General features: G+C 70.3%; 21 protein-coding genes. 13 read left to right on the top strand and 8 right to left on the bottom strand.

Going from position 1 to position 26,607, the window contains the following annotated elements; genetic code table 11:
- Positions 1-93: 93 nt before the first annotated feature.
- From FPZ12_RS16000 to FPZ12_RS15970, 7 genes are all read left to right on the top strand, one after another.
- Complete coding sequence (locus tag FPZ12_RS16000) at positions 94-750, top strand: sensor histidine kinase (RefSeq protein ID WP_144753873.1); 657 nt, start codon at positions 94-96, stop codon at positions 748-750.
- Positions 728-1,381, top strand: coding sequence for a response regulator transcription factor (locus tag FPZ12_RS15995; RefSeq protein WP_144753870.1), 654 nt, complete (start codon positions 728-730; stop codon positions 1,379-1,381). The genes FPZ12_RS16000 and FPZ12_RS15995 overlap by 23 nt, the downstream gene beginning before the upstream one ends.
- Positions 1,382-1,499: 118 nt before the next feature.
- Complete coding sequence (locus FPZ12_RS15990; protein ID WP_144753867.1) at positions 1,500-2,954, top strand: S1 family peptidase; 1,455 nt, start codon at positions 1,500-1,502, stop codon at positions 2,952-2,954.
- Positions 2,951-5,104, top strand: a complete 2,154-nt coding sequence (locus FPZ12_RS15985) for a serine/threonine-protein kinase (RefSeq protein ID WP_144753864.1) — start codon at positions 2,951-2,953, stop codon at positions 5,102-5,104. Before FPZ12_RS15990 ends, FPZ12_RS15985 begins: the two co-directional genes overlap by 4 nt.
- A gap of 2 nt (positions 5,105-5,106) precedes the next feature.
- Positions 5,107-6,513, top strand: a complete 1,407-nt coding sequence (locus tag FPZ12_RS15980; protein WP_144753861.1) for a vWA domain-containing protein — start codon at positions 5,107-5,109, stop codon at positions 6,511-6,513.
- Positions 6,510-7,598, top strand: coding sequence for a hypothetical protein (locus FPZ12_RS15975; RefSeq protein WP_144753859.1), 1,089 nt, complete (start codon positions 6,510-6,512; stop codon positions 7,596-7,598). Before FPZ12_RS15980 ends, FPZ12_RS15975 begins: the two co-directional genes overlap by 4 nt.
- Complete coding sequence (locus FPZ12_RS15970; protein ID WP_144753856.1) at positions 7,595-8,851, top strand: ABC transporter substrate-binding protein; 1,257 nt, start codon at positions 7,595-7,597, stop codon at positions 8,849-8,851. The genes FPZ12_RS15975 and FPZ12_RS15970 overlap by 4 nt, the downstream gene beginning before the upstream one ends.
- Positions 8,852-8,978: 127 nt before the next feature.
- Here FPZ12_RS15970 and FPZ12_RS15965 read toward each other — a convergent pair whose 3' ends face one another.
- A complete protein-coding gene (locus FPZ12_RS15965) occupies positions 8,979-12,089 on the bottom strand; it encodes an acetyl-CoA carboxylase family protein (protein WP_144761924.1) in 3,111 nt (1,036 codons plus the stop codon).
- On the bottom strand, positions 12,086-13,684 hold the full coding sequence (locus tag FPZ12_RS15960; RefSeq protein WP_144761921.1) for an AMP-binding protein: 1,599 nt from the start codon (positions 13,682-13,684) through the stop codon (positions 12,086-12,088). Before FPZ12_RS15960 ends, FPZ12_RS15965 begins: the two co-directional genes overlap by 4 nt.
- Positions 13,685-13,725: 41 nt before the next feature.
- Here FPZ12_RS15960 and FPZ12_RS15955 point away from each other — a divergent pair, with 41 nt between their 5' ends.
- From FPZ12_RS15955 to FPZ12_RS15935, 5 genes are all read left to right on the top strand, one after another.
- On the top strand, positions 13,726-14,316 hold the full coding sequence (locus FPZ12_RS15955; RefSeq protein ID WP_144761918.1) for a TetR/AcrR family transcriptional regulator: 591 nt from the start codon (positions 13,726-13,728) through the stop codon (positions 14,314-14,316).
- Positions 14,317-14,357: 41 nt separating this feature from the next.
- The gene (locus FPZ12_RS15950) at positions 14,358-15,455 is read left to right on the top strand and encodes a serine hydrolase domain-containing protein (RefSeq protein WP_243769870.1); all 1,098 of its coding nucleotides are present in this window, start codon (positions 14,358-14,360) and stop codon (positions 15,453-15,455) included.
- Positions 15,456-15,700: 245 nt separating this feature from the next.
- Positions 15,701-16,885 (top strand): MBL fold metallo-hydrolase, encoded by a 1,185-nt coding sequence (locus FPZ12_RS15945; protein ID WP_150980341.1) that lies wholly within the window; start codon positions 15,701-15,703, stop codon positions 16,883-16,885.
- 155 nt (positions 16,886-17,040) lie between these two features.
- Entirely contained in the window at positions 17,041-18,006 is a 966-nt protein-coding gene (locus FPZ12_RS15940) for an AraC family transcriptional regulator (RefSeq protein WP_166462760.1), read from the top strand.
- 101 nt (positions 18,007-18,107) lie between these two features.
- Positions 18,108-19,277 (top strand): FAD-dependent oxidoreductase, encoded by a 1,170-nt coding sequence (locus FPZ12_RS15935; protein ID WP_144750257.1) that lies wholly within the window; start codon positions 18,108-18,110, stop codon positions 19,275-19,277.
- 30 nt (positions 19,278-19,307) lie between these two features.
- Here the strand turns inward: FPZ12_RS15935 and FPZ12_RS15930 are convergent, their stop codons facing one another.
- Genes FPZ12_RS15930 through FPZ12_RS15905 form a run of 6 tightly spaced genes read right to left on the bottom strand, consistent with a single transcriptional unit; the run spans position 19,308 to position 25,491 of the window.
- The gene (locus FPZ12_RS15930) at positions 19,308-20,108 is read right to left on the bottom strand and encodes an IclR family transcriptional regulator domain-containing protein (protein ID WP_144750259.1); all 801 of its coding nucleotides are present in this window, start codon (positions 20,106-20,108) and stop codon (positions 19,308-19,310) included.
- Positions 20,109-20,148: 40 nt separating this feature from the next.
- Positions 20,149-21,156 carry an LLM class flavin-dependent oxidoreductase gene (locus tag FPZ12_RS15925; protein WP_144750261.1) on the bottom strand — a complete coding sequence of 336 codons (1,008 nt, stop codon included), beginning with the start codon at positions 21,154-21,156 and terminating at the stop codon, positions 20,149-20,151.
- A 2-nt stretch (positions 21,157-21,158) separates the two neighbouring features.
- Positions 21,159-22,541 (bottom strand): MFS transporter, encoded by a 1,383-nt coding sequence (locus FPZ12_RS15920; RefSeq protein WP_144750263.1) that lies wholly within the window; start codon positions 22,539-22,541, stop codon positions 21,159-21,161.
- A 34-nt stretch (positions 22,542-22,575) separates the two neighbouring features.
- Positions 22,576-23,739, bottom strand: a complete 1,164-nt coding sequence (locus FPZ12_RS15915) for an acyl-CoA dehydrogenase family protein (protein WP_144750265.1) — start codon at positions 23,737-23,739, stop codon at positions 22,576-22,578.
- A 10-nt stretch (positions 23,740-23,749) separates the two neighbouring features.
- A complete protein-coding gene (locus FPZ12_RS15910) occupies positions 23,750-24,958 on the bottom strand; it encodes a CaiB/BaiF CoA transferase family protein (RefSeq protein WP_144750267.1) in 1,209 nt (402 codons plus the stop codon).
- Positions 24,958-25,491, bottom strand: coding sequence for a MaoC family dehydratase (locus FPZ12_RS15905; protein WP_243769869.1), 534 nt, complete (start codon positions 25,489-25,491; stop codon positions 24,958-24,960). Before FPZ12_RS15905 ends, FPZ12_RS15910 begins: the two co-directional genes overlap by 1 nt.
- A gap of 154 nt (positions 25,492-25,645) precedes the next feature.
- Here FPZ12_RS15905 and FPZ12_RS15900 point away from each other — a divergent pair, with 154 nt between their 5' ends.
- Positions 25,646-26,455: a FadR/GntR family transcriptional regulator gene (locus tag FPZ12_RS15900; protein ID WP_144750269.1), complete on the top strand. Its 810-nt coding sequence runs from the start codon at positions 25,646-25,648 to the stop codon at positions 26,453-26,455.
- Positions 26,456-26,607: the final 152 nt, after the last annotated feature.

The following is a 26,607-nucleotide window of genomic DNA, read 5'->3' as shown; positions in this document are numbered from 1 at the left end:
GGCCTTTCGTGTAACGTCCGCGTTTCGGCAGCGACTTCGTCTTGGGGGAGCGAGCCCGCCGGCGGAAGCGGGCCCGGGCGGGGAGGCGAGGGGATGGACGGTGCACGCGCCCGGCAGGCCGCCGAGGCGACCGGGAACACCACACCGCGGGACGTGCTGCACGACATCGGGCACGAGATCGTCACCCTCGGCTACCTGATCGAATCGATCCTGGCCGAAGTGGCGCTGCCGGTGCCGGTGCGCCGCCGCGCGCTGCTGATTTCGCAGCAGGCCGACCGGCTCCGGGCACTGGTCGACGACACGATCTCCGGCGTGCACCGGCAGGAGGTCGTGGCGGTGCGGCCGTTGCTCGAAGAACTGGTGACCCAGGCGGAACTCGCGCACCCGGCGCGCGTCGTCCTCGCGCCGGCCGGCTCGCTGTCCCTGGAAGTCGACCGGACGGCGTTGTGGCGCATCCTGTCGAACCTGCTGACCAACGCCGTGCACGCGGCCGGGCCCGGCGGCAGGGTGGACGTCGCGATCACCCGGCAGCTGCCGCCGACGATCGAGATCTCCGACGACGGCCCCGGTTTCGACGGGATGCCGGCACGGCGGGCCGGACGGGGGCTGGCCACCGTCGCGCGACTGAGCCGCGCTTGCGGCGCGACGACGAGGACTTCCGCGCGCGAGCCGCGCGGAACCCGGGTGGAGATCGTCTTCACCGGGGTGGCGGCGGAAGGGGTGGAGCATGACGACGATCGTGTGCGGTGACGACCACGCTGTGTTCCTCGAAGCACTCGTGCCCGTGCTGGAAAGCCGCGGGATGAAGGTGGTCGGCACGGGACTGAACCTGGCCGAGGTCGTCCACCAGGTGGTCCAGACCACCCCGGACGTCTGCCTGCTGGACCGGCGGTTCGGCGACACCAGGGCCGACGGGGTGGCCTCCGTGCTCGCGGCGAGCCCGCGCACCAGGGTGATCATGCTGACCGCCGACCCGGACCCGGCCGCCGTCCTCGGCGCGCTGCGCTCAGGCGCGACGGGGTACGTGCACAAGACGAGGGGACTGGAGCATCTGATCGGCACCATCGACCGCGTGGTGCGCGGCGAGGTTCTCGTCGAACTGCCCGCCCCGCGCCAGTCGTCCGGGATGCCGCAGGACCTCGCGCTGCGGGCGCGGCAGCTGACCACCCGCGAACGGCAGTGCCTCGCCCTGCTCGTCGACGGGCACACGACGGTCGCGATGGCCACCCGGCTCGGCGTTTCCGTCGCGACGATCCGCACGCACGTCCGCGCGCTGCTCACGAAACTGGGCGCGCATTCACGCCTGGAGGCCGCGTCACTGGCGGTGCGGCACGGTCTGGTCGAGCCCGAGGACGAAAGGCCGGAAGCCGCGGCGCTCTGAAGGCCGATCACGACTACGCATCGTTGAGCGGCCATCCGGGTGATTCGCCTCGGGCATCCGGGGTTTGGCGGGAATTCCGCGCACAAGCGCGGCGCACCCGTTCTAATGTGCCTTCCCGGTGAGCGCCGAGGGTGGTTTTCTCCTGGGGCGCCCGGACGATCCCGACACGTGGCGCGCGAGGGTGCACGACCGCGAAGGCCGGATCCTGGGCGCCGGCGTCCTCCTGGCCGGGGGCGCCGTCCTGACGTGCGCGCACGTCATCGCCGCGGCCGTGGGCGATCCGCTGGAGACCGAATTGTCCGTGCACCCCATCGGTTTGCCCGGGGTGCCGTCGATGCCCGCGCGCGTGCTGCCCGGCTGCTGGGCCCCGCCGGACAAAGACGACGGCGCCGACGTTGCCGTACTGGGGCTTGATGGGCACAACCTGGCGGGCCTGCCCGGGGCGTCGCTGCGCGAGCTCGCGCGGCCGCGGCGCCGCAAGGTGCGCATGTACGGCTTCCCCGACTCCCACGACAACGGCATCGAGGCGACGGCCGTCGTGTCGGCGCGCAGCGGGCCGGACGGGCAGTGGTTCCAGCTCAACGTCGTGGAGAACGGGAGCCTGCTGCGCAAGGGGTTCAGCGGCGCCGGGGTGGTCGACGAGCGCACCGGGGCCGTCATCGGGATGCTCGTCGCCGCCTACCGCGCGCCGCAGGATCAGGTGGCCTGGATGATCCCGGTGAACACGCTCGCCGAGCATGTGCCGGCGCTCGGCAAATGGGTCGGCGCCCCGGTGCCGGCGCGGCGGTGGGAGCCCTCGATCGGCGTGATCGTGATCGTGCAGGCGCTGGCCGGCGGGCCCGGCCTGGTCGTGGACGCCGCCGGCAAATCGGTCGACGAAGTCTCCCGTGTGGTCCAGGAATCCGAGCACGCGGGCTCGTTCGGCCTGGCAGGGCTGGAAAGCGCGAGCGACCCGCGGGAAGTTCTCGACGGCGTGGTCGAACCGCTCGTGCGCAGCGGCGCCAGGGTGGTGCTGCAGCTGGATGACGAAGACTCCCCCGCCGCGCGGCTGGCGCGCCGCCGACAACGCGAGGCCTTGCGGGCGCGGGTCGGAGCGCTCGGGCACGGCGTGGCGGAGCTGGCCGAACGCGAGGCGATCGCGCGGGACAACCGCACGCGCATCGCCGCACGCCTCTCCCCCGCGCCCGAACTGCCCGGGATCCCCGCCCTCGCGGCGCCGCTCCAGTTCTCCCTGCCCGCGTTGGAGTCCATTGTGGACGACCACGACTCGGTCAGGATGCACCGCAGGCTGCGGCATTACGAGAAGAAGCTCGAACGGGCACTCGACACCGTGGACAACCTCGACGACGAGAACGACGAAGCGATGCTCGAACACGAACGCCTGCACGGCCTGCTCGTCGCGTACGACGCGAGATCCGTGCAGCACGGGCTGATGGAGGACGAGGAGCTGGGCGCGCTCTTCCGCGCGGCGCACGCGGCGCTCGAAGCCGAGCCCTGCGTACTCAGCGTGGCGGCCGGGCACGTCCGGGCGTATGTCGAGGCCGTACGCGAGAAAGTGGCAGGTGCCCGATGACAGCGGAACCACCGGAGGAAGAACCGACCACCGAAGAACAGCCGGCGGACCTGTTTCCCGGCCCCGGTTCCTCGTGGTCAGCCCTGTGGTCCGACGACGAGATCTTCGCGCTGCAGGAGATCGAAACCGCCGAGCCGGGCCTCGACCGGACCAAGGACTACCCGGTGTCGCGGCAGTTCTGCGGCAATCCGGACTGCCGCAAGCCGGTCGGCCGCGCGATCGGCAGCCAGCCGCCGATCCGCCAGGGCTTCTGCCCGTACTGCGGCACCCCGTTCTCGTTCCTGCCCAAACTCGCCCGCGGCGACGTGGTGGCCGGCCGCTACGAGGTCGACGGCAGGCTCGCGCACGGCGGGCTCGGCTGGATCTACCTCGCGCGGGACCGCAGGCTGCAGGGAATGCCGGTGGTGCTCAAGGGAATCATCAACGCCACCGACGGGCGGGCGCTGCGCCTCGCGCACGTCGAGCGGGACGCGCTGATCCGGCTGGACCACCCCAACATCGTCCGGATCATCAGCTACGTCGAGCACCCCGACCCGCACAGCGGGCGCACCGACGAGTACATCGTCATGGAGTTCGTCCGCGGCCACACCCTCCAGGCCGTACTCGACACCGGCGCGCCCGAGCTGCGGCTGGAGGACGTCACCGCCTACGGCCACTGGATCCTCGCCGCGCTGCAGTACCTGCACGGCGAGCAGCTGCTCTACTGCGACCTGAAACCGGAAAACGTGATGCACGGCGGGAACCGGCTCAAGATCATCGACCTCGGCGCCACCCGCGGGATCGGCGAGACCGGCGGCAGCATCATCGGCACCGACGGTTTCCGGGTCGACCGCGACGAGATCCGGCGGCACGGGCTGACCGAGCGTTCGGACGTGCACACGGTCGGCCGTACGCTGGAGAAACTGTTCGACGCTGCCCGCGCGAGGGAAGCCGACCCGCGCGTGGCGTTCGGCGTGGAATCCTTGCGGCGGCTGCTGAATCGCGCGGTGGCGTCGTTCGAAAGCCGGTTCGCCTCGGCCGCCGAGATGGCCGAACAGCTCGACGGGGTGCACCGGGAACTGCTCTCGCTGCGCCGGGGCAAACCGTACGGGATGGCGTCGACGCGGTTCGAGAACACCGCCGAGCTGCTGGACGCCGGGCTCGGCGTGGTGCCGGGCCTGGACCGCTGGACGGCGGAGGAAACCCCGGACGGCACGATCCACGACGGGCTGCCGCCGCCCAAACTGGCCGCGAGCAGGCTCCCGGTGCCGCGGGTCGCCGAATCCGACCCGGCCGCCGCGCACCTCGCGAACGCGCGTGTCCTCGCCGAACCACGGAAACTGTTGTCCCGCTACGAGGATTTCGGCGACCGGTCCGTGGAGCTGGACCTCGCGCTGGCGAGGGTGCACATCGAGCTCGACGGGCTCGTCGCCGCCGCGTACCGGGTGACGAAGGCCGCGGAGCAGCTCGGCGAATGGGCCGCCCACGACTGGCGGATCACCTGGCACTACGGCCTGCTCGGGCTGGCGAAGGGCAACATCGGCGAGGCGTTCAAGGCCTTCGATTCGGTGTACTCGCAGGTGCCCGGCGAGGCCGCGCCGAAGCTCGCGCTCGGGTTCTGCTTCGAGCACCTGGAGGACGACGAACAGGCCCGGCGGCACTACGAAGTGGTGTGGCGCCGCGACAACGAGCAGGCGAGCGCGGCGTTCGGACTGGCCAGGGTCGCGCTGCGGCAGGGAGATCGCGACGCGGCTGTGCACATCCTGGACCGCGTCCCGCGCTCGTCACGCCACTACGACGCCGCGCGGATCGGCGCCGTGCGGGTACTGCTGGCCCGGTTCGACGGCGCGCTGCCGGGCATGCACGACATCGCCACGGCCGCGGAACGGTTGCCGGACCTGTACCTCGACAACGGCGAGCCGGACGGCGAAGCGCGACAACGGCTGGTGGCCATCCTGCGCGAAACAGCGCTGGCGCGGGTGCTCGCTTCCGGCCCGGGCGCCGGGGCCGACCGGAGCGGCGGACTGCTCGGCGAGCACGTCGCCGAACCCGAGCTGCGTGTGCTGCTCGAACGGTCCTACCACGAACTGGCGCGGCATGCGCGGGACAGGCAGGAGCACGGGGTGCTCATCGACGCCGCCAACACGGTGCGGCCCTGGACGAAGAGGTGACGGTGAGCCGGTTCTCCCTCGAGCTGGACCAGAACAAATATCTGTCCTCTTCGGACACTCACGTGCACGCGGTGCTGACCGTGTGCGCCGAGGACACCAGCGTGCCGGGCACCACGCCTCCGGCGGGCGCGGAGGTGCTGCTGATCGACTGCTCCAGTTCGATGGGCTGGCCCCCGACGAAGATCGCCGCCGCGCGCCGGGCCGCGGCGGCGGCGATCGACGTGCTCCCGGAGGGCACGCGCTTCGCCGTCGTCGAGGGTACGGGCGCCGCCAGGATGTGTTACCCGGCAACCGAAACGCTCGTCGTGGCCGACGAAAACACCCGTGCCGAAGCGAAAGCGGCGGCGAACCGCCTCATCGCGAGCGGCGGCACCGCGATGAGCACCTGGCTTTCCCTGGCGGGACGGCTGTTCGAGGCGCATCCCGACACCGTGCGGCACGCCCTGCTGCTCACCGACGGCCGCAACGAAAGCGAGTCCCCAGTGCGCCTGTCCGGTGTCCTCGGCGAGGTCGAGGGCCGGTTCACCTGCGACGCACGAGGAATCGGCGACGACTGGGAGCCCGAGGAGCTGCGGCGGATCGCGGCCGCGCTGCGCGGCACGGCGGACGCGGTGGTCGACGAAAGCCGTCTCGCCGAGCATTTCCGGGAGCTGATCGGTTCCTCGGTCGCCCGCACGGTGCCGGATCTGCGGCTGCGGATCGGCGTCGCTCCGCACGCGCGGATCAGTTTCCTGCGCCAGGTCGCGCCCGTGGAAACCGAGCTGGTGAAGGACGCCGACCACGGCATCGAGCTGTCCACCGGCGCCTGGGGCGACGAATGCCGCGAGTACCACCTGTGCCTGGAGGTCGATCTCGCCGATCTGCCGCACGACCAGGACCAGGAGCTCGGCTGGGTCGAACTGGTGCCGGTCACCCAGGACACGCGGGTACCCGCCGGGCCGGCGCGGCTGCTCGGCCACATCACCGGCGACCTCGCGCTTTCCGCGCCCCTGCACGAAAAAGTCGAGCACTACACCGTGCAGGGCGAGCTGGGCCAGCGCCTGCGGGCGGGCTGGGCACGGTTCCGGGCGAACGACCGGGACGGTGCCGCGGCCGAATGGGGCGAAGCCGCCCGCCTCGCCGTCCGGCTCGGCAACGACGAGGTGCTGGCACGGCTGCGGCGGATCGCCGACATCGAGGACGCGGCGGCAAGCCGGCTGCGGATCAAGGACGAAGTGCAACCGCGTAACGCGATGTCCGTGGCGCTGACAAACCCGAGCAGCGAATTGTCCGATGTGGACAGAGAACCGGCGGGCAACACCGTCGCCGAAGGAGATCCCCTGGCCTGCCCGAACTGCTCGCTGCTGTCACCAGCGGGCGCCGCGGTGTGCATGCACTGCGGGCACCGGTTCGCGGAGCCGTCCCGGTGAACCGCCGCACCAGCACCACCCGCCGCGCCCTCGTCCGCCTGCGCGCCGGGTTGCTGCTGCTGACAGCGGTGACGCTCACGATGTCGGTATGGTCCTTCGCGGGCACCATCGGCGTGCTCGAATCGGTGCGCGACCGGACGGCACCGGCCGTACTCGACGTCACCTCGGCGCGTGCGTCCCTGTTGGAGGCGAACAGCGACGCGATCAGGTCGTTCCACGGCGGCGGGGCGCAGCTCGTCGGTGCCGGGGAACAGTACGAAACCGGGCTCGCGGTGGCGAACCAGGACCTGGCGCGCGCGGCCGAGCACAACGCCGCGGGCGAGCCGGGCAGCCGTGAACTGCAACTGGTCGCGGGACTGCTCACCGCCTACAACGCGTGGATGGGCGAGTCCGGGGCGCAGCTGCGCGCCAGCGGTGGGGCGGAACAGAGCGCGGTCTACCTCTGGTACGCCGAACGCCTGCTGACCGGCGACGATCAGGTCGTCTCGCATCTCGACGCGCTCGCGAACGATCAGCGCGCCCAGCTGGACCACCAGGTTTCCTCGGGCTGGCTGTCGCCCGCGTCCACGGCCGCGTGGGCGGTGCCCGCGCTGGCGCTGCTCGTGCTCGTCGTGTGGACGCAGCTGTACCTGCGCCGCCGCTTTCGCCGGCACTTCAACGAATGGCTCATCGCCGCCACAGTGCTCGTGCTCGGGCTGGGCGCCGCGACGTCGACCGGTCTCGTGCTGGCGGCGCGGGCACACGACGCGACGCAGGCGCTGCACCAGTACGCGCAGAGCGCGGACCAGCAAGCGCTGACGCAGGCCGCCTCGGGCGAGAGCTCCCTCATCGAATTGGTGCGCGCGCAATGCGACGCCAACGGCCCGCAAGGCTGCGGCGAGACACTGCCCGCAGCGGGTCCCTCGGCGGACGCCACAGCAGGCGGCGTCTCGGCCAGCTCCGCCGCGGCCGTGACAGCCGGGTTCACCGACGCGACCGCCTTCGCCTGGTTACTGTGGCTCATCCCCGCGCTCGCCGTCGCGGCGGGCGGCTGCGTGCTGGTGGGCCTGCAACCTCGCATCGACGAATACAGGTACCGCACATGAAACGTCTCGCCACACTGCTGGCCGCGACCGTGCTCGCCGCCGCCACGCTTGTGGGCTGCAGCACGAGCACAGAGACGCTGACCGTGCTCGGACCGTGGACCGGCGCGGAGGAACAGTCGTTCCGCGCGCTGCTGGACGCCTACACCGCGCAGACCCACGTCGAGGTGAACTACCAGGGAAACGCGGCGGTGAACCAGGTTCTGCTCGCGGATGTCCGAAAAGGACAGGCGCCGGACGTCGCCGTGCTCTCCAGTCCCGGCGAGCTCGCCCGCTACGCGCACTCCCGCGACCTGCACCCGATCACCGACGTGGTGACCCTGCCGGACACGGAGTACAGCAGCCAATGGCGTTCCCTGCTGCAGCTGGGCACGGCGGATCTGTATGCGGTGCCGGTGAAAGCCGACCTGAAGAGCCTCGTGTGGTACGACCCCGCGCGCTCCCCCGGCCCGAAGCCCGCCACGTGGGACGAGCTGCTCGCCTACACCACCGACGCCGCGTCGCACGGGGTTTCGCCGTGGTGCCTGGGGGTTGAGGCGTACTCGACGTCCGGCTGGCCCGGCACGGACTGGATCGAGGACATCCTGCTGCACCGGCACGGCGCCAAGTACGAACAATGGGCGGCGGGCGAGCTCCCGTGGACCTCGCCGGAGGTGCGCGACGCGTGGGAGTCCTGGGGCAGGCTGCTGCGGACCCCGAACGCTGTCCAAGGTGGACGGTCGGGTGCGCTGCTGACGTACTTCGGGGACGCCGGCAAACCGATGTTCACGAACCCGCCCGGCTGCCTGCTGGAGCACCAGGCTTCCTTCGCGCCCGGGGCGTACCCCGCCACGGCGAAACCCGACTACTTCCCGTTCCCGGGTGGGGATCCCGAGGAAGCTTCGGTCAACCTCGCGGGCATGTTCACCGACAGTCCGGCCGCGCGCGACCTGATGGCCTTCCTCGCGAGCGCGAGGGCGCAGGCGATCTGGCCGATGCAGACGGGCAGCCGCGCGTACTCGGTGAACCAGCGCGTGCTCGCCGACGGCGTCTACCAGGACGACGTGAGCCGCCGCATCGGGCGCACGCTCGCCACGGGAAAGCTGTGCCTCGACGCGTCCGACGTGATGCCCGCCGACATGGCGGACGCCTTCTCCCGCGGGGTGCTGGAGTACCTCGCCGACCCGGGGCAGCTGGACGCGATCCTGGCCGGCCTGGAGGAAGTCCGCGCGGCCCTGCCCTCGGACGAGCACCTCGCCGTACCCTGCGCGCGTTAGCTCCGCGTGTTGGCCCCTCGCGTTCGCATGTTGGCCGCCGCAGGTGGCCAACACACGCGCCACGCCAGCCAACACACGCGCCCCGTGGGCCAACACGCCCGCGGGAGGGGCAAACACGCCCGGAGAGCTACCCCGCCGCCACCAGGGCCCGATGCACCACGGCACGCGTGTCGGCGGGGTCGATCACGTCGTCGATCTCGCCGACGGTCGCCACGCTGAGGGCCTTGCCGCGTTCGTAGTAGCTGTGCAGCAGTTCCTCGTACCGGGCGCGGCGTTCCCCGGGGTCGGCGATGGCTTCCAGCTCGTTGCGGTAGCCCAGCCGCACGGCGCCTTCGAGGCCCATACCGCCGAACTCGCCGGTCGGCCACGCGACCGTGAGCGCCGCGGCGTGCAGGTCGCCGCCGGTCATCGCCATCGCGCCGAGGCCGTAACCCTTGCGCAGCACCACAGCGACCAGCGGCGTCGAAAGCCGTGCCCCGGCAACGAACATCGCGCCGAAGCGGCGGACGGTGGCGGTGCGCTCGGCGTCCGGGCCGACCATGAACCCCGGAGTGTCCACAAGCGACACCACCGGCAGCCGCCGTTCCTCGCACAGCTGCAGGAAACGCGTCGCCTTGTCCGCGGCATCACCGTCGATGGCGCCGCCGAGGTGACCGGGATCGTTCGCGAGCACACCGACCGCCCGGCCTTCCAGCCGCGCGAAAGCCGTCACGATCCCGACGCCGAACTCCCGCCGGACCTCCAGCACACTCCCGGTGTCGAACAACGTCTCCACCACCGGCCGGATCGCGTACACCCGCACGCGGTTCTCGGGCACCAGGTGCCTCAGCGCACGCTGGTCGGCGCATCCGACCTCCGCGGGCGCCCCGGTGACATCCCGCAGGTAGCGCCGGGCGGTGGCGACGGCGGCCGGTTCGTCCGGGACGAGCACGTCCACCACACCGTTGGGCACCTGCACGGACATCGGCCCGACATCCTTGGGCGCCACCACGCCCAGCCCAGCGCCCTCGATCATCGCGGGCCCGGACATGCCCAGGCTGCTGCCCTCGGTGGCGATGATCAGATCGCACGACGCGGCCAGCGCCGCGTTCCCGGCGAAGCAGTAGCCCGCGACGATCGCGACCGTCGGCACCCGCCCGGCGAGCTGCGCCATGAGCCGGAATGTCGGCACGTCGAGCTGCGCGACCGCGGACGTGTCGGTGTCCCCGGGCCGCCCGCCGCCCCCTTCGGCGAACACGACGACCGGCAGGTTCTGCCGTAGCGCGAGCTGCAAAAGCCGGTCCTTCTTGCGGTGGTTGTGCACGCCCTGCGTGCCCGCGAGCACGGTGTAGTCGTAGGCCAGGATCGCCACCGGGACGCCGTCGACGGTCGCCGTGCCGGTGAGCAGCCCGTCGGCGGGGGTGGCCGTGATGAGGTCGTCGACGGCGCGGCGCTGTCGCTGCGCGGCGATGACGAAGCCTCCGTACTCGGTGAAGCTGCCGGGGTCGACGAGGTCCGCGACGTTCTCCCGCGCCGTGCGCATTCCCTTGCCACGCCTGCGTTCCACGGCTGCCGGACGGGCTTCGTCCAGGGTGATCCGCTTGCGCTCGTGCACCTCGGCGAGATCGGGGCGGATGTGTGCCGGGTCGGCGTCGACAGCCCCGGCATCGTGCTCGGCCGCTTCGCCGTCACCGTCGAGGACCAGCAACGGCGCATCCCGCGCGACGGTGTCTCCGGCCTTGACGAACAGTTCCGTGACGGTGCCCGCCCGGTCGGCGCGGACGACGTGCTCCATCTTCATCGCCTCGAGCACGACCAGCTCCGCCCCGGCCGCGACCTGGTCGCCGGGACTCACCGCGACCTGCACGACCACGCCCGGCTGCGGCGCCGCGACCGCACCGTCGATGTCTTGCACGCCAACGGTTTCCGGCTCCACGTCGGCGACGAGTTCCGCCGTGTGCGCGTCGACGTAGCCGGTGTCGATGCCGCCCGTGGTCAATCCTGGTTCGGCCAGCAGCGCGCGCAGCAACCCGCGGTTGGTGGCGACACCGGCGAGGTCGAACTCGGCGAGCGCCCGGTCGGCACGCCCGGCGATCGACGCGGCGTCGCCGTGCACGATTACCTTGGCCAGCAAAGAGTCGTAGCGAGGGCTCACGGTGTAGCCCACGTAGGCGTGCGTATCGACACGGACGCCGCGCCCGGCCGGCGGCTGGAAGCGCGTGAGAGTGCCCGCGCCCGGCGAGACGGTGCCGTCCGCCTGGACGGTCTCGGCGTTCACGCGGGCCTGCAACGCGGCGCCACGGCTCGTGACGTCGTCGAGCCCCAACTCGGCGAGGGTGCGGCCGACCGCGAGCCCGATCCCGATCTCGACCAGGTCCAGGCCGGTGACCTCTTCGGTGACCGTGTGCTCGACCTGCAGCCGGGGGTTGACCTCGAGGAACACGAAGTCCTTGCCGGACACCAGGAATTCCACCGTCGCGAGCCCGCGGTACGCCCCAGCCAGGTCGGTCGCGGCGCGGTGCAGGGCAGCCCGCAGCTCATCAGACAGCGCAGGAGCCGGGGCGATCTCGACGAGCTTCTGCCGCCGTCGCTGCACGCTGCAGTCCCGGTCGCCGAGCGCGACGGCACGCTGCCCGTCGCCCGCGACCTGGACCTCGATGTGCCGCGCGTTCAAGAGCAGTTGCTCGACATACACGGCGCCGTCGCCGAAAGCCTTCTCCGCCTCCGACGCGCACCGCCGCAACGCTTCGTCGAGGTCCGCCGGATCGGTGACCGGCCGCATCCCGCGCCCGCCGCCACCGGCCCGCGCCTTCACCATGACAGCGCCATACTCGGCGAGGAAGCGATGCGCGTCTTCGGCGGGCGCGCCCGCCGCCACCGGGACGCCGGTTTCTTCCGCCCGCGCCCGCGCGGCGGTCTTGTCGCCGAACAACGCCAACGCCTCCGGCGAAGGCCCCACGAACGTCACGCCGCTCTCCGCGCACCGCCGGGCGAGCGCCGGATTCTCCGACAGGAAGCCATATCCGGGGTGCAGCAGCGTGCAGCCCGTACGGACAGCCGCGGCGACGATCGCCTCGACGTCCAAGTACGCGGCCGCTCCTTCGCCGGGCAACTCCACCGCTTCGTCCGCGCGCGCGACGTGCGCCGACTCGGCGTCGTCGGCCGGGTGGACGGCAACGGTCCTGATCCCGAGCGCCGCGGCGGTCGAGATGATGCGGACGGCGACCTCGCCCCGGTTGGCGATCAGCACCGCGCTCATCGATCACTCCTGCGCAGCACGATCCCGGCCGCCTCGCGATCCCAGACTTCCTTGTGCACCCCCGTTTCCCGCAGGACGTGCTTGTGCACCTTCTGCGTCGGGGTCTTCGGCAATGCGTCGGCGAACTCCAGGTAGCGCGGCACCATGAAGTAGGGCATGCGGTCGATCAGGAAACGGATCAGGTCCTCCGGGTCGATGGTCGTGTCCTCGCGGGGCACGACGACGGCTTTGATCTCGTCCTCGGTCAGTTCCGAGGGCACGGCGACGACCGCGCTCTCGTACACGCCGGGATGGCTGTTGATCACGCTCTCCACCTCGAAGCTGGAGATGTTCTCGCCGCGGCGGCGAAGCGCGTCCTTCATCCGGTCACTGAAGAAGAACCGGCCTTCCTCGTCGGCGCGGAAGGCGTCGCCGGTGTGCACCCAGCCGTCGACGAGCGTCTCGGCGGTTTTCCCCGGCAGGTTGTGGTAGCCGGCCATGACCGTCAGCGGCTCGTCGGGGCGCACCCACAGTTCACCGACTTCGCCCGCGGGGACGTCGTTTCCGGCGCCGTCGACCAGCCGGAGCGTGAAGCCTGGGCGCGGGAACCCGCATTCGCCACCGACGATCGTCCCCGGCGGGCCGTTGAGCACGCAGCCGATTTCGCTCATGCCGTAGACGGACGCGACGTCGATGCCGAACCGGCGCCGGAACGAGGGCACGTCACTGGCGAGCGGCGCCATGATCGCGAGTTCGAGCGGGTTGTCGGCGTCGTCGGGCTGCGGCGGGCGCTGCTGGAGCAGTTCCGCCATCGCGCCGAGCAGCACGGTGACAGTGATGCCGTGTTCGCGGATGGTCGGCCAGAACCGGCTCACCGAGAACGCGGGCTCGACAACGCAGCGGGCGTCGTGGATCAGTGCCTGGTAGACGCCGTACCACTGGCCGGCGAGGTGGAACAACGGGAGCGTGACGAGGATCCGGTCCCCGGCGCGAGGCCGTTCCTGGTCCTCGCGGGAGGCGTAGGTATAGGCGTGCGCGTGCGAGATCAGCACGCCTTTGGACGGGCCGGTGGTGCCCGAGGTGTACATGTACGCCATCAGGTCGGCCGCGTCGATCCGTTGTGGTGCAACGGGATCCGCCGCGGCGATCTCGTCGAATCCGACGACGCGGAAGCGGCCGCGCAGGTCGTCGGCCGCGGCGGGGTCGCCGTGGACGACGATCGTGCGCAACGCTGTGAGGCCGTCGGCGACGCGCGCCACGCGCTCGATCTGCGCCGCCTCGACGATCAAGGTGGCGGCGCCGGAGTCGTTGAGGATGTGGCTGAGGAACGTGCCCTTGTACGTCGAGTTGACGGGTACCTCGACCATGCCGCCGAGCGCGGCCCCGCTCCAGGCGTGCACCGCGTCGAGCGAGTTGTCCAGCAGCAGCGCGACGGGCTGCTGCCGCTCGACACCCAGCCCCGTGAGACCGCCCGCGATGCGCAAGGAGCGCGCGTAACTCTCCGCGACGGTGTACTCGCCGTCCGGGCCGAGCTGGGCGATCTCGTCCGGGCTGGTGGCCAGCACACGCTCGTAGACCGCGCTGATCGTCCGACGCTGGACATCGGGAAGTCCCATACCCTGATACTTTACATCATTGTCAAGTATCGGGAGGTGTCATGCGGGGAATCGGCGGACGGACGCTGGACGAGTCCGAGAAGCGCGCGCTTCTGCTCGACTCGGCCGAGCGGACGTTCTGCCGGCTCGGGTTCACCCGCACGACCATCGGCACACTGGCGGACGACGCCGGGGTCACGCGGCCCACGGTGTACTCGTATTTCCCGTCGAAGGACGACGTCTTCCGCGCGCTCGCCGAGCGGGTGCGGGATGAATTCCTTGCGCTGCAGGAGATGCGCGATACGCGTTCGCCCAGGGAGACGGGCCGCGCCGGGGTGGTCGGCTATCTGCACGCCTATGTGCGGCATCGCGGGATGCTCACGGTGATCGCGCACCAGGCCCTGTCCGACCCCGAAATGCGGGCGCTACGGGCGGAAATCCACGACCGGCCCACGCGTCGGCACGCCCGTTTCCTGGAACGCCTGCAAGCGCGGGGGCTCGCGTCACTGGCCGTCCCGGCGCCCGCACTGGCCGAGATGGTCACCGGCCTAGTCATGCGCTCCGCAGAACTCGCCGACGACGAACCCCGCCGCCTCCCCGAACTGACCACCGACCTGGTCGCCGCCTACGAACGACTCACGGGTCTCGGTTAACCGTTGGCGATCTTTCGGCGTGGTGCCGGATACTCCGTTCTGTGCAAGGCTTTGTGGACGACCGGTTCGCACCGGTCGGTGCGTTGTTCGAGGAGAGTTTGAACGACGGCGCCGGCGCCTCGGTGTGCGTGAACGTCGACGGCCGGACGGTGCTGGACCTGTGGGGCGGATTCGCCGACGCGGCCCGAACCAGGCCCTGGCAACAGAACACGATCGTCGACGTCCATTCGGTCACGAAGACCATGACGGCACTGACCGCCCTGCTGCTCGCGGATCGCGGGGAGATCGACCTCGCCGCACCGGTTTCGCGCTACTGGCCGGAGTTCGCGGCGAACGGCAAGGAGCACGTTACCGTCGCGCAGGTGTTGAGCCACTCGTCGGGCCTGTCCGGCTGGGCGGAGCCGATCGCGTTGGCCGATCTATGCGACTGGGAAAAGATGACCGGGTTGCTGGCGGCGCAAGCACCGTTCTGGTCGCCCGGCACGGCCGGCGGCTACCACGTCCTGACACATGGTTTCCTGGTCGGGGAAGTGATCCGGCGAGTGACCGGGCGGACCGTGGGCACGGTGTTCCGGGAGGAGATCGCGGAGCCGCTGGGCGCCGACTTCCACATCGGCCTGCCGGTGGAGGAGGACGGCCGGGTGGCCGACCTGATCCCGCCTGCGACCGATGTGCAACTGTTCCCCGATCCGACGCCGTTGCAGACCAACGCCGCGACCAACCCCCGATTCGATGTGGCAGTCACCCGCACCCGCGCCTGGCGCGGCGCCGAAATCCCGGCGGGCAACGGAATCGGCAACGCCCGGTCGATGACGGATGCCCTGTCGGTCCTGGCCTGTGGCGGCGGGGGCCTGTTGTCCGAGTCGGGCTGCCGCCGGGCACTCGAAATCCAGGTCGAAGGGGAAGATCTCATTCTCGGCATACCGCTGCGGTTCGGCCTCGGTTTCGCGGTGTCGGGTGGGCTGATGCCCAACCCGAACACCCTGTACTGGGGCGGCCTCGGTGGTTCGCTCGTGCTGGTCGACCTCGATGCCCGGACCACGTTCGCCTACGCGCCGAGCCGGATGGCCGACACGCTCGCCGACGTCCGCGGCCTGGGCCTGGCGATGGCGATGTGGGAAGCGATGGCGCTGCTTTAGAGGATCTCCGCGATCACCGTGGCGGGATCGGGAAGCCCGGCGCTCGGTGGTGAGTCCGCCGGGCTTCGCGGCCCTCGACTCCTCCAGCCCGATGCAGCCAGCGACCGACGTTTCGCAAGTCCGCCTCCGAACCGGATACGCAGAATAAGGTTGCAGCCGCGAGAGGGTCGCAGACGACGTGGGCCACCTACGCTCGGGGCGCCAGACCAGCCTGTGCATCCCTAGCGAAGGACGGTCCCATCACCATGTGCGACACGACGACGTGCCGTCACCAGGACGCCGCGCCACAATCCCGGCATTCACGCCGGAGTGTGCTGGCGGCGCTCGCCGCGACCACGGGAACGGCCGCCGTAGCCGCGGGCGTTCCCGGAATCGCCGACGCCCAGCCGTCGGCCTCACGGCTGTCCGAATCGCAGTCCTCCGGCGCGCAGCCCGGGAGAAACACGCGCCTGGCGGTCACTCTCCTCGGCACGGCCGCCGGGCCACCGCCCTTGGCGGCCCGTTACGGGACCTCCTCCGCCATCACCGTCGACGGGCGAACCTATGTCGTCGACTGCGGACGCGGTTCACTCACCCAGTACCTGAAGGCGGGGCTGCGGCTGCCGTCGTTGGCCGGAATCTTCTTGACCCATCTGCATTCCGACCACACCGTCGACTACTTCTCCTACGCGCTGCTCGCCGGCGGCGCCGCGGGCACCAGTGGCTTCCCCAGCCCGATCGACGTCTACGGCCCCGGCCCCGGCCCGGTTCCCAGCGGTACCCCCACCACCGGGCAGCAATGGGTTCTGCCCGGCGTGCCCTCCCCCGGGACGACCCAGCTGACCGAATCCGCCAACCTGGCTTTCGCGCAGTCCAGCGATGCCTTCATGGCCGAGCATTTCGGCGTCGACCCGGCCACCATGCTGCGCGTCCACGACATCCGGCTCCCCACCGGCATCGACCCCACACCCCAGGATCCGGCCCCGGCCATGGCACCGTTCACGATCCTGGAGAACGACGACCTCAAGGTGACGGCCGTATTGGTCCCGCACGGCGCGGCCGTCCCGTCCTACGCCTACCGCTTCGACACCGACCACGGAAGCGTCGTGTTCTCCGGCGACACCGCGCGCACCCCGAACATCCCCCGTATCGCGCACGGCGCCGACCTGCTCGTCCACGAAGCCACGGCCACGGACGTACTCGCCCGAACCGGGCTGCCGCCCGCGCTGCTCGATCACATCCGCGCCGTGCACACCGAAATCGACGACCTCGGCACCGTCGCCGCCGAGTCCGACGTCCGCGCGGTCGTGGCGACACACCTAGGGCCGGGCGACCCGGCCCTGATGTCCACACAGGACTGGACACGACGACTCCGGCGCAGCGCCCACATCGCCGGCTTCCCGGGAAAGACCACAGTGGGCACCGACCTGCTCGACATCCCACTGCCCTGAAACCAGACTCTTCGCCCGGTTCCCCGCGCCCTCGCACCGGCGAAAGGGTGGACTTTTCCTTGTCAGCGGGCCGCCCGGTATGCGAATCTGTCGGGGCGGCGGCAGTTCGATGAGAGTACAACTGTTCGCCACTGTGCTACATGGAGGTGGCAGAGGTGCGGACGACGTCGGCGGGACCGGACTCACCCCGCGCCGCGGCCTTCTCCACAGTGGGTCTGCCGGCCGCGCAGCGCCTGGAAAAATGGGAGGCCTACAACGCCAGTGCGCTGGTGGCGCTCGCCTGCCGGACCATCAACGGCGCTCCCCTCGAGGCCACCGAGCGCAACCTCTGGCTGCCGCACGTCGAGGTCGCCCAGGTCACCGGCACCCCGCACGTCGTCGAGCGGACGGCCCGGCAGATCGACCGGCATCCCAGCCGCGCCGTCGTGCTGTATCTGGCGATGGCAGGCGAGGCGTTCTTCTACCACGACGACGGAGTCCGGGTGCTCAAGCCGGGACAGGCCGTCCTGTGCGACGCGGATGTGCCCTTCGTCCGCGGCTTCGCCCAAGGGCTGACCGAGCTGGTGCTGAAGGTGCCGCGCCCGGTCTTCGACGGGCTTTCGGAAGGGACAGCGCTGCGCACCCCGCGCGTGTTCGACATCGCGGGCCCGGCGGGTGCGGGTGGCCACGGCTACGCGCTGGCGCGCAGGCTGCGGTCGATGGTGCGGGGAGAAGCGGGCGAAGACCGCCAACTGCTGGAGCGCGAGTTGCTGGGTCTGCTGCGAACCATGGTGTGCGGTGCCCGTGCCGGTGATACGCGGTCTCAGCTGCACGCCGCCCAAGCCTTCGTCGAGCGGGACCTGACCGACCGGAACCTGTCGGCGGCCCGGATCGCCGCGGGCATCGGGATCAGCGAACGCCAGCTGTCCCGGATCTTCAGCGAACACGGCGGGGTCGCGCGGTGGATCACCGATCGCCGGCTGGATCGGGCGAAGGCGATGCTCGCCGCCGGTGACGACAGGCTGTCCATCGGAGAGGTCTCGCACGAGTGCGGCTTCGCTTCGCAGTCGTACTTCGCCCGCGTGTTCAAACAGCGCTTCGCCATGACGCCTCTGGAGTTCGTCCGCGGCGCGCGGTCCTGAGCCTTTTCCCGCCACGGCCTCGACCGATTCCGCCAAGGGCGGCTGTCTCGCGGGGCGCCGTGACAGGCTCGGGGGCACGGAAGTCCGGGAAAGAGGAAGCAATGACGCGAACTGATGTCCTCGTGGTGGGCGCCGGGCCGGTCGGCGTGCTCAACGCGCTCGGGCTGGCGAAGGCGGGCCTGTCGGTGCGGGTGCTGGAAGCGCAGCCGGGAGTGGTGCGCTCGCCGCGGGCGATGGTGTACCACTGGGCTGTCCTGGACGGGCTCGAACGGCTGGGCGTGCTCGACGACGCCGAGCGCGCCGGGTTCACCAAACAGGAGTACGACTACTACGTGTTCGCGACCCGTGAGCGGATCTCGCTCAACCTGAACGTGCTCGACGGTCTGGTCGCCCACCCCTACAACGTCCACCTCGGCCAGGACCGGCTCGCCGACATCGCACTCGCGCACCTGGACCGGACCGGTGCGGCCGAGGTCGCGTTCGACACGCACGTGAGCGGCGTGACCCAGCACGACGACGGCGTCACGGTGCGGGCCGAAACCCCGGACGGCACAAGGGAATTCTCCGCCGGGTGGGTGATCGCCGCGGACGGGGCGGGCAGCGGGGTGCGCAAGGCGCTCGGCCTGGGCTTCGACGGGATGACCTGGCCGGAAGGGTTCGTGGCGACCAACGTCCGCTACGACTTCGAGGCGCACGGCTACGCCCGCTCGACGCTGCAGGTCGATCCCCGGTACGGCGCGATCATCGCGAAGATCGACAACACGAACCTGTGGCGGGTCACCTACTGCGAGGGGCCGGGCCTCGACGAAGCCGGGATCCTCGACCGGATGCCGTCGTTCTTCGACGCGATCCTGCCCGGGGACAAGGATTACGAGCTCGTGCAGTACAGCCCGTACCGGATGCACCAGCGGGCGGCGAACACGATGCGGGCAGGCCGGGTGCTGCTCGCCGGCGACGCCGCGCACGCCACCAATCCGATCGGGGGCCTCGGGCTGACCTCCGGACTGTTCGACACGTTCGTGCTCTACGACGCGCTCGCGGCCGTCATCCGCGGCACGGCGCCGGACGAGGTGCTGGACCGCTACGCGGAGCAGCGGCTTCGTACGTTCCTTGAACTCGCTTCGCCGATGGCCGGCAAGAACAAGGAATTCCTGTACCACACGGCGGATCCGGAGCAGCTGGAGTCCCTGCGTGAGACCGCCAAGGACGAGCAGCTGCAGATCGAGCGGCTCAAGGCACCGGCGCGACTGAGCACGCCCGCGCTCGTCTGAACCCAAAACCGTCCACAGTGGACCGCGCGGTCAGCTCGCGGTGCCGCGCCGGTTCGTCCTCGCCAGTGTCGTCGAGATCGTCCGCGCCACCTCGCGGAGCCTGGGCAGGCAGCGGTTTCGCAGGTCCGCCAACGAGGTGCGGGCCGAGTTCGACGAAACGCTCAGCGCTGCCGCGGTGTGCCCCGTGCTGTCGAAGACCGGCGCGGACACGGCACGCAGGCCGATCTCCAGTTGCTGGTCGACGAGCGCCCAGCCACGACGGCGAACCTCGGCGATGTCCTCCCGGAACCTCGCGGGATCGGTGACCGTGCGGGCGGTGTGCGCGGTCAACGGGGCGCTTTCGAGGTACTCGTCAAGATGCTCGTCGGCCAGGCCCGCGAGGAGAACGTGCCCCGCGGCGGTGGCGTGCGCGGGCAGCCTGCTGCCGACGCCGCCGGCGATGGTCATGATGTGGCGCGTGTGCACGCGGGCCACGTAGACGATGTCGGGCAGGTCCAGGGTGGCCATCGAGCAGGATTCGTCGATCTCCCGCACGAGTTCGGTCATCAGCGGCTTGGCTATCTCGTCGACGCCCAGTGACGCGAAGTAGTTCCAGCCGAGGTTGAGCACCTTCGGCGCGAGCGAGAAGTACCGGCCGTCGGATTTGACGTGCCCCAGTGCTTTGAACGTCAGCAGGATGCGGCGCGCGCTCGCCCGGGAGGTACCGGCCAGCGCGGCCACTTCGCTCAGGGTCAGCGCGGGGTGGTCGCGGTCAAACGCCTCGAGCACGGCGATCGCGCGTTCGAGCTGTTCCAGCCGTTCGCCGGAATCGGGGGTTTCCTCGCTGGCCATCGCCGCATCATACCGGCCGTGCGCTCAGCGAACACCTGGCTCACCCTCGCAGCGCCGGGAGCACCTCCCTGCCCAGCAGCCGGATCGACTCGGCGGCGTCCTCGACCGGCATGCCGGACCAGTGCGTCCGGAAGATGAAGTGGTTCGCGCCGAGTTCGTCGCGCCAGGGCAGGAGCGCGCGCACGCAGTCCTCCGGTGAGCCGACGACGAAGCGCTGCCGGGCGAGTTCGCCGTAGTCGATGTCGAACGATTCCCGGCCCGGCATGACCTTGTCCTGGCCCCACCGCGCGTAGGTCCGGTACTTCTCGGCGAGATGGGGCCGCGCCTGCTCCAGCGCGGTCGCGCTGTCCTTGGCGCAGAAGACTTCCCGGAACGCCGGCAGCACGCGGGGCGCGGACCGGCCTGCCTCGGCACGTTCGGCGTGGAACAGCCGCAGCTGGTCCCGCACCGTGTCGATCGTGGCGTGCGGGTTGATCATCCAGGCGTCGCTCAGCCGCGCCGCGCGGCGGACGGCGCTGTCACTGTTGGCCGCGAGCCACACCGGCGGCCCGGGACGCTGGACCGGCAGCAGGTTCAGGCGCACCCGGTCGAGCCGGCACCACGGCAGGTCCGCGCTCACCGTTTCCCCGGCCCAAAGCCGCCTCACGAGGTCGAGATTGGTTTCGAACCGGTGCACCTTCCGATCGGCCGGGACGCCGAGCGCGTCGAACTCGACCTGCCGGTAGCCCAGGCCCGCGCCGTAGATCAGCCTGCCGCCGGTCACCACGTCGAGCGCGGCGTAGTTTTCCGCCACCTCGACGGGATTGTGCAGTGCCAGCAAGTGAATTCCCACGCCCACCCGCAGCTCCCCCGCCTCGGCGGCGAGCCGGGCGAGGTAGGGCAGCGGCTGGATGTGCGAGACGCCCTCGCTGAGGTAGTGCTGCCCGGCGAACACCGAAGTGAAGCCGTGGTCGCGGGCGAGACGAAGCAGGTGCAGCTGCTCGTCGAGCGCCCGCGGTTGATCGGTGCCCGGCGGCTGCTGGTTGGTCAGGAAGATCCCGAAGTCCATGATCACCTCGCGATCTCGTCGAGGGGGCGGTTGGTGGTGCGTTCGCCTGCGGCGACGATCACGATGCCGAGCAGGAGTGTCGCGGCGGCGAGGTAGCCGAACACCGCGGTGAACCCGAAGGCGCTGAACACCCCGCTGACGATGAAGGCACCGACGATGCCCGCGATGCGGCCGAACCCGTTGGCGATCCCGGAGCCCACGCCGCGCAGTGGCGTCGGGTAGATCTCCGGCAGGTAGGTGTAGAGCACCGCGACGATCGCCTGCTGGCACATCGAGAAGACGAACCCGGCCACGACCATGACCACGTTCTGCTCGACCAGTCCGAAGCACAGCACTCCGGCCGCGGCGACCACGGCGAGCACGAAGATCAGCGTCTTGCGCTCCACGCGGTCAACGAACGGATAGGCCAGCAGCGCGCCCGGTACCGAAGCCACGGCGAGGATCGTGACGATGGTGAGCGCCTGCTGCTGCGTGTATCCACGTTCCACGAGCAACGTGGGCACCCAGGCGTTGAACCCGTACAGGCTCAGGATGAGCATGACCATCGTGACCGAGGCGACGATGGTGCGCTTGAGGTTCCGTGTGGTGAACAGGTCGCGCACCTTGCCGGCGGGCACCGGAGCCTGCGGGGCGGGCGGAGGGAGTTCCTTCCCGGTGGCTTCCACGGCCTCCGCCTCCAGCCGCCCGACGAGCACGAGCGCCCGTTCTCCCTTGCCGTGCAAGGAAAGCCAGCGCGTCGTCTCGGGCACGAGCTTCGCCGCGAAGACCACGCCCACGAGCCCCACCGCGCCGATGACGAAGACCCAGCGCCACGCGCCCGCCCCGCTGGGCACGATCAGCCGGGAGACGAACGCGGCGATGGGCACGCCGCTGATCCCGATCGCCAGGAGCATCGCCTGGTACCGCCCGCGCAGGTGCCGGGGGAACATTTCGCTCACGAAGACCAGCAGCACCCCGGTCATGGCCTGCAGGCCGAAACCGGTGAGCAGCCGGAACGCGACCAGCAGCCCGAAGTTCGGCGCCGCCGCGGTCAGCAGGGAGAACACCGAGTAGAACAACGCGGCGCCCAGCAGCACCGGGCGCCGCCCGTACCGGTCGGACAGCCGCCCGCCGACCAACGCCCCGGCGAACATGCCCGCGAACGCGACCGACGTGGCTGTGCTGATCTGGCCGAGGGAAAGCCCCCACTCCGATCGCAGTGCCGGCGCCGTGTAGGCGAGCGTGTTGAGGTCGAAGGTGTCGAAGAGGAAGAAGAACCCGAGCAGCCAGGCCAGCCTGCGGTGGGTCCGGGTGGCGACGGGCAGGCGGTCGATGCGCGCGGCGAAGGTGTCCGGGCTCGCGATCGAATCCTGTTTTTCGGAGTGCGGTGAAGACGGCGTTGTCATGGCGTTCTCCGGTCGGTCGGGGAAGGGGCGGGACTCAGCCGATGGTGGCTTTACCGCTGACGAGGGATTTGGCGATCACGGTGCGCAGCACGTCGTTCGTGCCCTCCCCGATCGCCATCAGCGGCGCGTCGCGGTAGAGCCGTTCGACCTCGAACTCCTGGGAATAGCCGTAACCGCCGTGCACGCGCAGGGATTCGAGCGCACAGTAGAGCGCGGTTTCCGACGCGAACATCTTGGCCATCCCGGTTTCGGTGTCGGCGCGGGCGCCCGCGTCGAGCCGGGACGCCGCCCAGTAGGTGAGCAGCCTTGCCGACTGGACCCGGGTGGCCATCTCCGCGATCTGGAGCTGGATGGCCTGGAATTCGCTGATGGCGCGGTCGAAAGCCGTGCGGTCGCGGGAGTACTTCAGTGCTTCTTCGTAAGCGCGTTGCGCGACGCCGATCGCCCGTGCGGCCACGTTGATCCGTCCCGTCTCCAGCGCCGACAACGCCTGCTGCATACCGCGGCCTTCGACGCCGCCGAGCAACTGCCCGGCGGGCACCCGGACATCGGTGAGGACGACTTCGCAGGACTCGGTGCCCTTGTAGCCGAGCTTGGGAATGTCCTTGGTGACCTCGAAACCCGGGGTGTCCGCTTCGATCAGCAGGATGCTCATCCCGCGGTGCGCTGGCGTGGCGGCGGGATCGGTCTTGACGAGCACCGGCAGCGGATCGGCGTGCCGCGCGTTGGTGATCCACATCTTCGTGCCGTTCACGACGTAGTGGTCACCGTCGCGTCGCGCCGAGGTGGAGATGCCCTGCAGATCCGTGCCCGCACCGGGTTCCGTGAGCGCGATGCCGGTGCGGCGGCGTCCGGCGGCGAGCTCGGGAAGGTACCTGGTCTTCTGGTCCTCCGTGCCGTGACCGGCGATCATCCAGCAGGAGACCGAATGGCTGCCGAGGATCCCGGCGATGCCCATCCAGCCGCGGGCGATCTCTTCGAAGGTGAGCGCGAACGACACGCTGTCGGCGCCCATCCCGCCGTAGGCCTCCGGGACCAGCAACCCGAAGAGACCGAGCTCCTTCATCTTCTCGACGATCTCGGTGGGATAGCGGCCCGACTGCTCCCAGTCGCGTGCCACCGGGACGATCTCTTTGTCCACAAAGGACCTCAGTGAGTCCCGGTACAGGCGCTGTTCGTCGGTGAAGGTGAAGTCCACGGGGTTTCTCCTAGTTCTCGGAAGAGGTGCCGAACGCGCCTTCGGCACGGAGGCGGGCCAGTGCGGCTTCGTCGTAGCCGAGCAGGCTGTCGAGGAGGTCGCCGGTGTCCTCTCCCAGTTGGGGTGCCCGGCGGTGGTCCCGGGGCGGCGGGCCGACCCGGACCGGGGAGCTGACCTGTTCCACGGTCCCGAACCGGGGATGCTCGGTCGCCACGATCAGGTCACGGGCACGGGTGTGCTCCTCGGCCATCGCCTGCGCCACGTCGTTGACCGGCGCGCACGGCACCGTCGCCGCACGCAGTTCGGTCAGCCACTCCTCCACGGCGCGCGTGCCCAGGACCGCGTCGAGGAGGTCCTCGAGTTCCGCGCGGTGCTCGTGCCGGTCGGTGAACGTGGCGAACCGGGGATCGTCCGCCAGTTCGGGCACCCCGAGCGCCGCGACGAGGCGGTGCCAGAACTTCTCCTTGGGGCAGGCGATGATGAGCCAGCCGTCCTTCGCGGGAAACGCCTGGAACGGCACCAGCGACGGATGCGCCGAACGGCGGGTCCGGCCCGGGGTGTAGTCCGCGGTCAGGTGCCAGGTCGCCGGGTAGGTGAGCAGGCTGATGGCGGTGTCGTAGAGGCTCACGTCGCAGTCCATGCCCACTCCGTCACGCCGCGCCTGATGCACGCCCGCAAGCAGCGAAAGCGCGGCGACGAAGCCACCGCTGTAGTCCACAAGGGACGGTCCGGTCTTCTCCGGCGGCCCGTCGGGCGAGCCGGTCAGCGACATCCAGCCCGCGTAACCCTGGAGCACGTAGTCGTATCCCGGTTCGGTGGCACGCGGGCCCGTCATGCCGAAGCCGGACAGCGAGCAGCACACGATCTTCGGGTTGAGGTGCTTGAGATCGTCGTAGCGGATCCCGAGCTTCGCCGGCACGTCCCCGCGCAGGTTCGAGTACACGGCGTCGGCGTGCCGGACGAGCTCCTCGAACACCTTGCGCCCGCTGGGATTGCTCACGTCCAGGCTGATGCTTCGCTTGTCCCGGTTGAAGGATTCGAAGAACAGGGAGTCCTGCCCTTCGGCGTAGGGCAGCACGTAGCGGCCGATGTCGCCACCCGCCGACGGATCCTCGATCTTGATGACCTCCGCCCCGAGATGGGCCAGGTGCAGGGACCCGAACGGGCCGGCACCGTACTGCTCGAGCGCGAGTATCCGGATGTCCGCGAGTGGTTTCATCACGGCTCCAGCGGTTTCTTCGCCACCGGGAACGTGCCGCGTGCCCGGTCCGCGCCCCGCTTGTGGACGTAGAAGGTGCGCTCGAAGGACAGCACCTCGTCACCGTCCTGGTTGAGGGTCCTCGTCTTGATCGTCACGATGCCCGCCTGCGGCCTGCTCGCCGAATCGCGTTTGCGCAGCACCAAGGATTCGGAGAACAGCGTGTCGCCGTCGAACACGGGATGGGTGAGTTTCACCTTGTCCACCCCCAGATTGGCGAAGGCGTTCTGGGTGGTGTCGGTGACGGACTGCCCGATCGCGATCGCGATGGTCAGGGTCGAAACCACCAGCGGGCGCCCGAACTCCGATGCCTTGCCCGCCTCCGCGTTGAAATGGGCTTCGTTCGTGTTCATCGTCAGCAAGGTGAACCACGTGTTGTCCGCCTCGGTCACCGTGCGGCCCAAGGGATGCCGGTACACGTCGCCGATCTCGAAGTCCTCGTGGAACCGCCCTTGCCAGCCCTGCCGGATCCTGGTTGCCGCGTCGTCGCTCACGATCCGTGAGTGTAAAAATCAGACGTTTACAGGTCAATGCTTTGGCGGATTCTTGCGAACTTGTCCGGGGTTATCCGGGCTCGCGGCGCGGGAGCTGCGGTACCGTCGGGTCGGCCGGGCAGTGAGCCTGCCGACGAGCGACGGAAGTGGCGGCATGAGCGCGAACGGTTCCCACGAGTCCGCCGGCCGTCCGGGCGACTCGGGCCGGGGCGCCGGATCTACGGCCGGGCTGCGGGTCCAGCGGCTGCGCCCGGCGTACCGGCAGGTCGCCGACGAGCTGCGGGCGCAGATCGTGGCCGGGGTGCTCCCGGCGGGTGAGCGGCTGCCGCCGGAGCCGGAGCTGGCCCAGCTGTTCGGGGTCAGCAGGGGGACCGTGCGCGAGGCCCTGCGCGTGCTCGCCAGTCAGCATCTGCTCGAAACCGCCCGCGGCGTGCAGGGCGGTTCCTTCGTGGCCGAACCGGATCCGGCCCAGCTCATCGAAGACCTGGGTGGCGCGCTCGGGTTGCTGGTCATGACACCGCGACTGTCGGTCGCCGATCTGCTCGAAGCACGTCTCCTGCTGGAACCCGCCGCGGCCAGGCTCGCCGCCGAGCGGGCGGACCCCGAGACGATCGAAGCCGTGCTCGCCGCGGCGAAAGCGCCCCGGGATGCCCGTGACCCCAGCGGTTTCGCCCCGCACATCGACTTCCACACCACGGTGCTCATGGCGACCGGCAACGCCATGCTCGCGATGATGCTGCAGCCGGTCAGCGACGTGCTGCGGACGAGGCTGGAACGGTCGCGGGCACACGACCACGAGCTGTGGGCCGAGATCGACGCCTGCCACCTCGTACTCGCCGAGGCGATCGGCGATGGCGACGGCGAGCGCGCCGAAACCCTCATGCGCGAGCACCTCGGCCGGCTGCGGCCCCTGTACGAGGAGATCGACCGGCTGCAGCGCGCGGAGTCCGGCGAGAGCCGCTGAACCGGCGCCGCTCACGCGCCCGTCCGGTAAACGTCAAACTTTTTCAGCCAGGCGACCTGCGTGGATGCTGCGCCGGCTCGTCGCCGTCCTGGACCCGGCACCGGAACGGAGTTACGTTCAACGAACAGATGTTCTTTCACCGGACATGAGGA

Origin of the sequence: Amycolatopsis acidicola, assembly GCF_007713735.2 — a bacterium.
Lineage (GTDB): Bacteria > Actinomycetota > Actinomycetes > Mycobacteriales > Pseudonocardiaceae > Amycolatopsis_E > Amycolatopsis_E acidicola.
The sequence above is the reverse complement of the archived record's forward strand: the minus strand, read 5'-3'. Positions and strand labels throughout refer to the sequence as shown.

Bases quoted from the DNA above. Each gene is read 5' to 3' on its own strand.
- FPZ12_RS16000 (WP_144753873.1), top strand. From the start codon at position 94: ATGGACGGTGCACGCGCCCGGCAGGCCGCCGAGGCGACCGGGAACACC.
- FPZ12_RS15995 (WP_144753870.1), top strand. From the start codon at position 728: ATGACGACGATCGTGTGCGGTGACGACCACGCTGTGTTCCTCGAAGCA.
- FPZ12_RS15985 (WP_144753864.1), top strand. From the start codon at position 2,951: ATGACAGCGGAACCACCGGAGGAAGAACCGACCACCGAAGAACAGCCG.
- FPZ12_RS15970 (WP_144753856.1), top strand. From the start codon at position 7,595: ATGAAACGTCTCGCCACACTGCTGGCCGCGACCGTGCTCGCCGCCGCC.
- FPZ12_RS15965 (WP_144761924.1), bottom strand. From the start codon at position 12,089: ATGAGCGCGGTGCTGATCGCCAACCGGGGCGAGGTCGCCGTCCGCATC.
- FPZ12_RS15960 (WP_144761921.1), bottom strand. From the start codon at position 13,684: ATGGGACTTCCCGATGTCCAGCGTCGGACGATCAGCGCGGTCTACGAG.
- FPZ12_RS15955 (WP_144761918.1), top strand. From the start codon at position 13,726: ATGCGGGGAATCGGCGGACGGACGCTGGACGAGTCCGAGAAGCGCGCG.
- FPZ12_RS15945 (WP_150980341.1), top strand. From the start codon at position 15,701: ATGTGCGACACGACGACGTGCCGTCACCAGGACGCCGCGCCACAATCC.
- FPZ12_RS15935 (WP_144750257.1), top strand. From the start codon at position 18,108: ATGACGCGAACTGATGTCCTCGTGGTGGGCGCCGGGCCGGTCGGCGTG.
- FPZ12_RS15930 (WP_144750259.1), bottom strand. From the start codon at position 20,108: ATGGCCAGCGAGGAAACCCCCGATTCCGGCGAACGGCTGGAACAGCTC.
- FPZ12_RS15925 (WP_144750261.1), bottom strand. From the start codon at position 21,156: ATGGACTTCGGGATCTTCCTGACCAACCAGCAGCCGCCGGGCACCGAT.
- FPZ12_RS15920 (WP_144750263.1), bottom strand. From the start codon at position 22,541: ATGACAACGCCGTCTTCACCGCACTCCGAAAAACAGGATTCGATCGCG.
- FPZ12_RS15910 (WP_144750267.1), bottom strand. From the start codon at position 24,958: ATGAAACCACTCGCGGACATCCGGATACTCGCGCTCGAGCAGTACGGT.
- FPZ12_RS15900 (WP_144750269.1), top strand. From the start codon at position 25,646: ATGAGCGCGAACGGTTCCCACGAGTCCGCCGGCCGTCCGGGCGACTCG.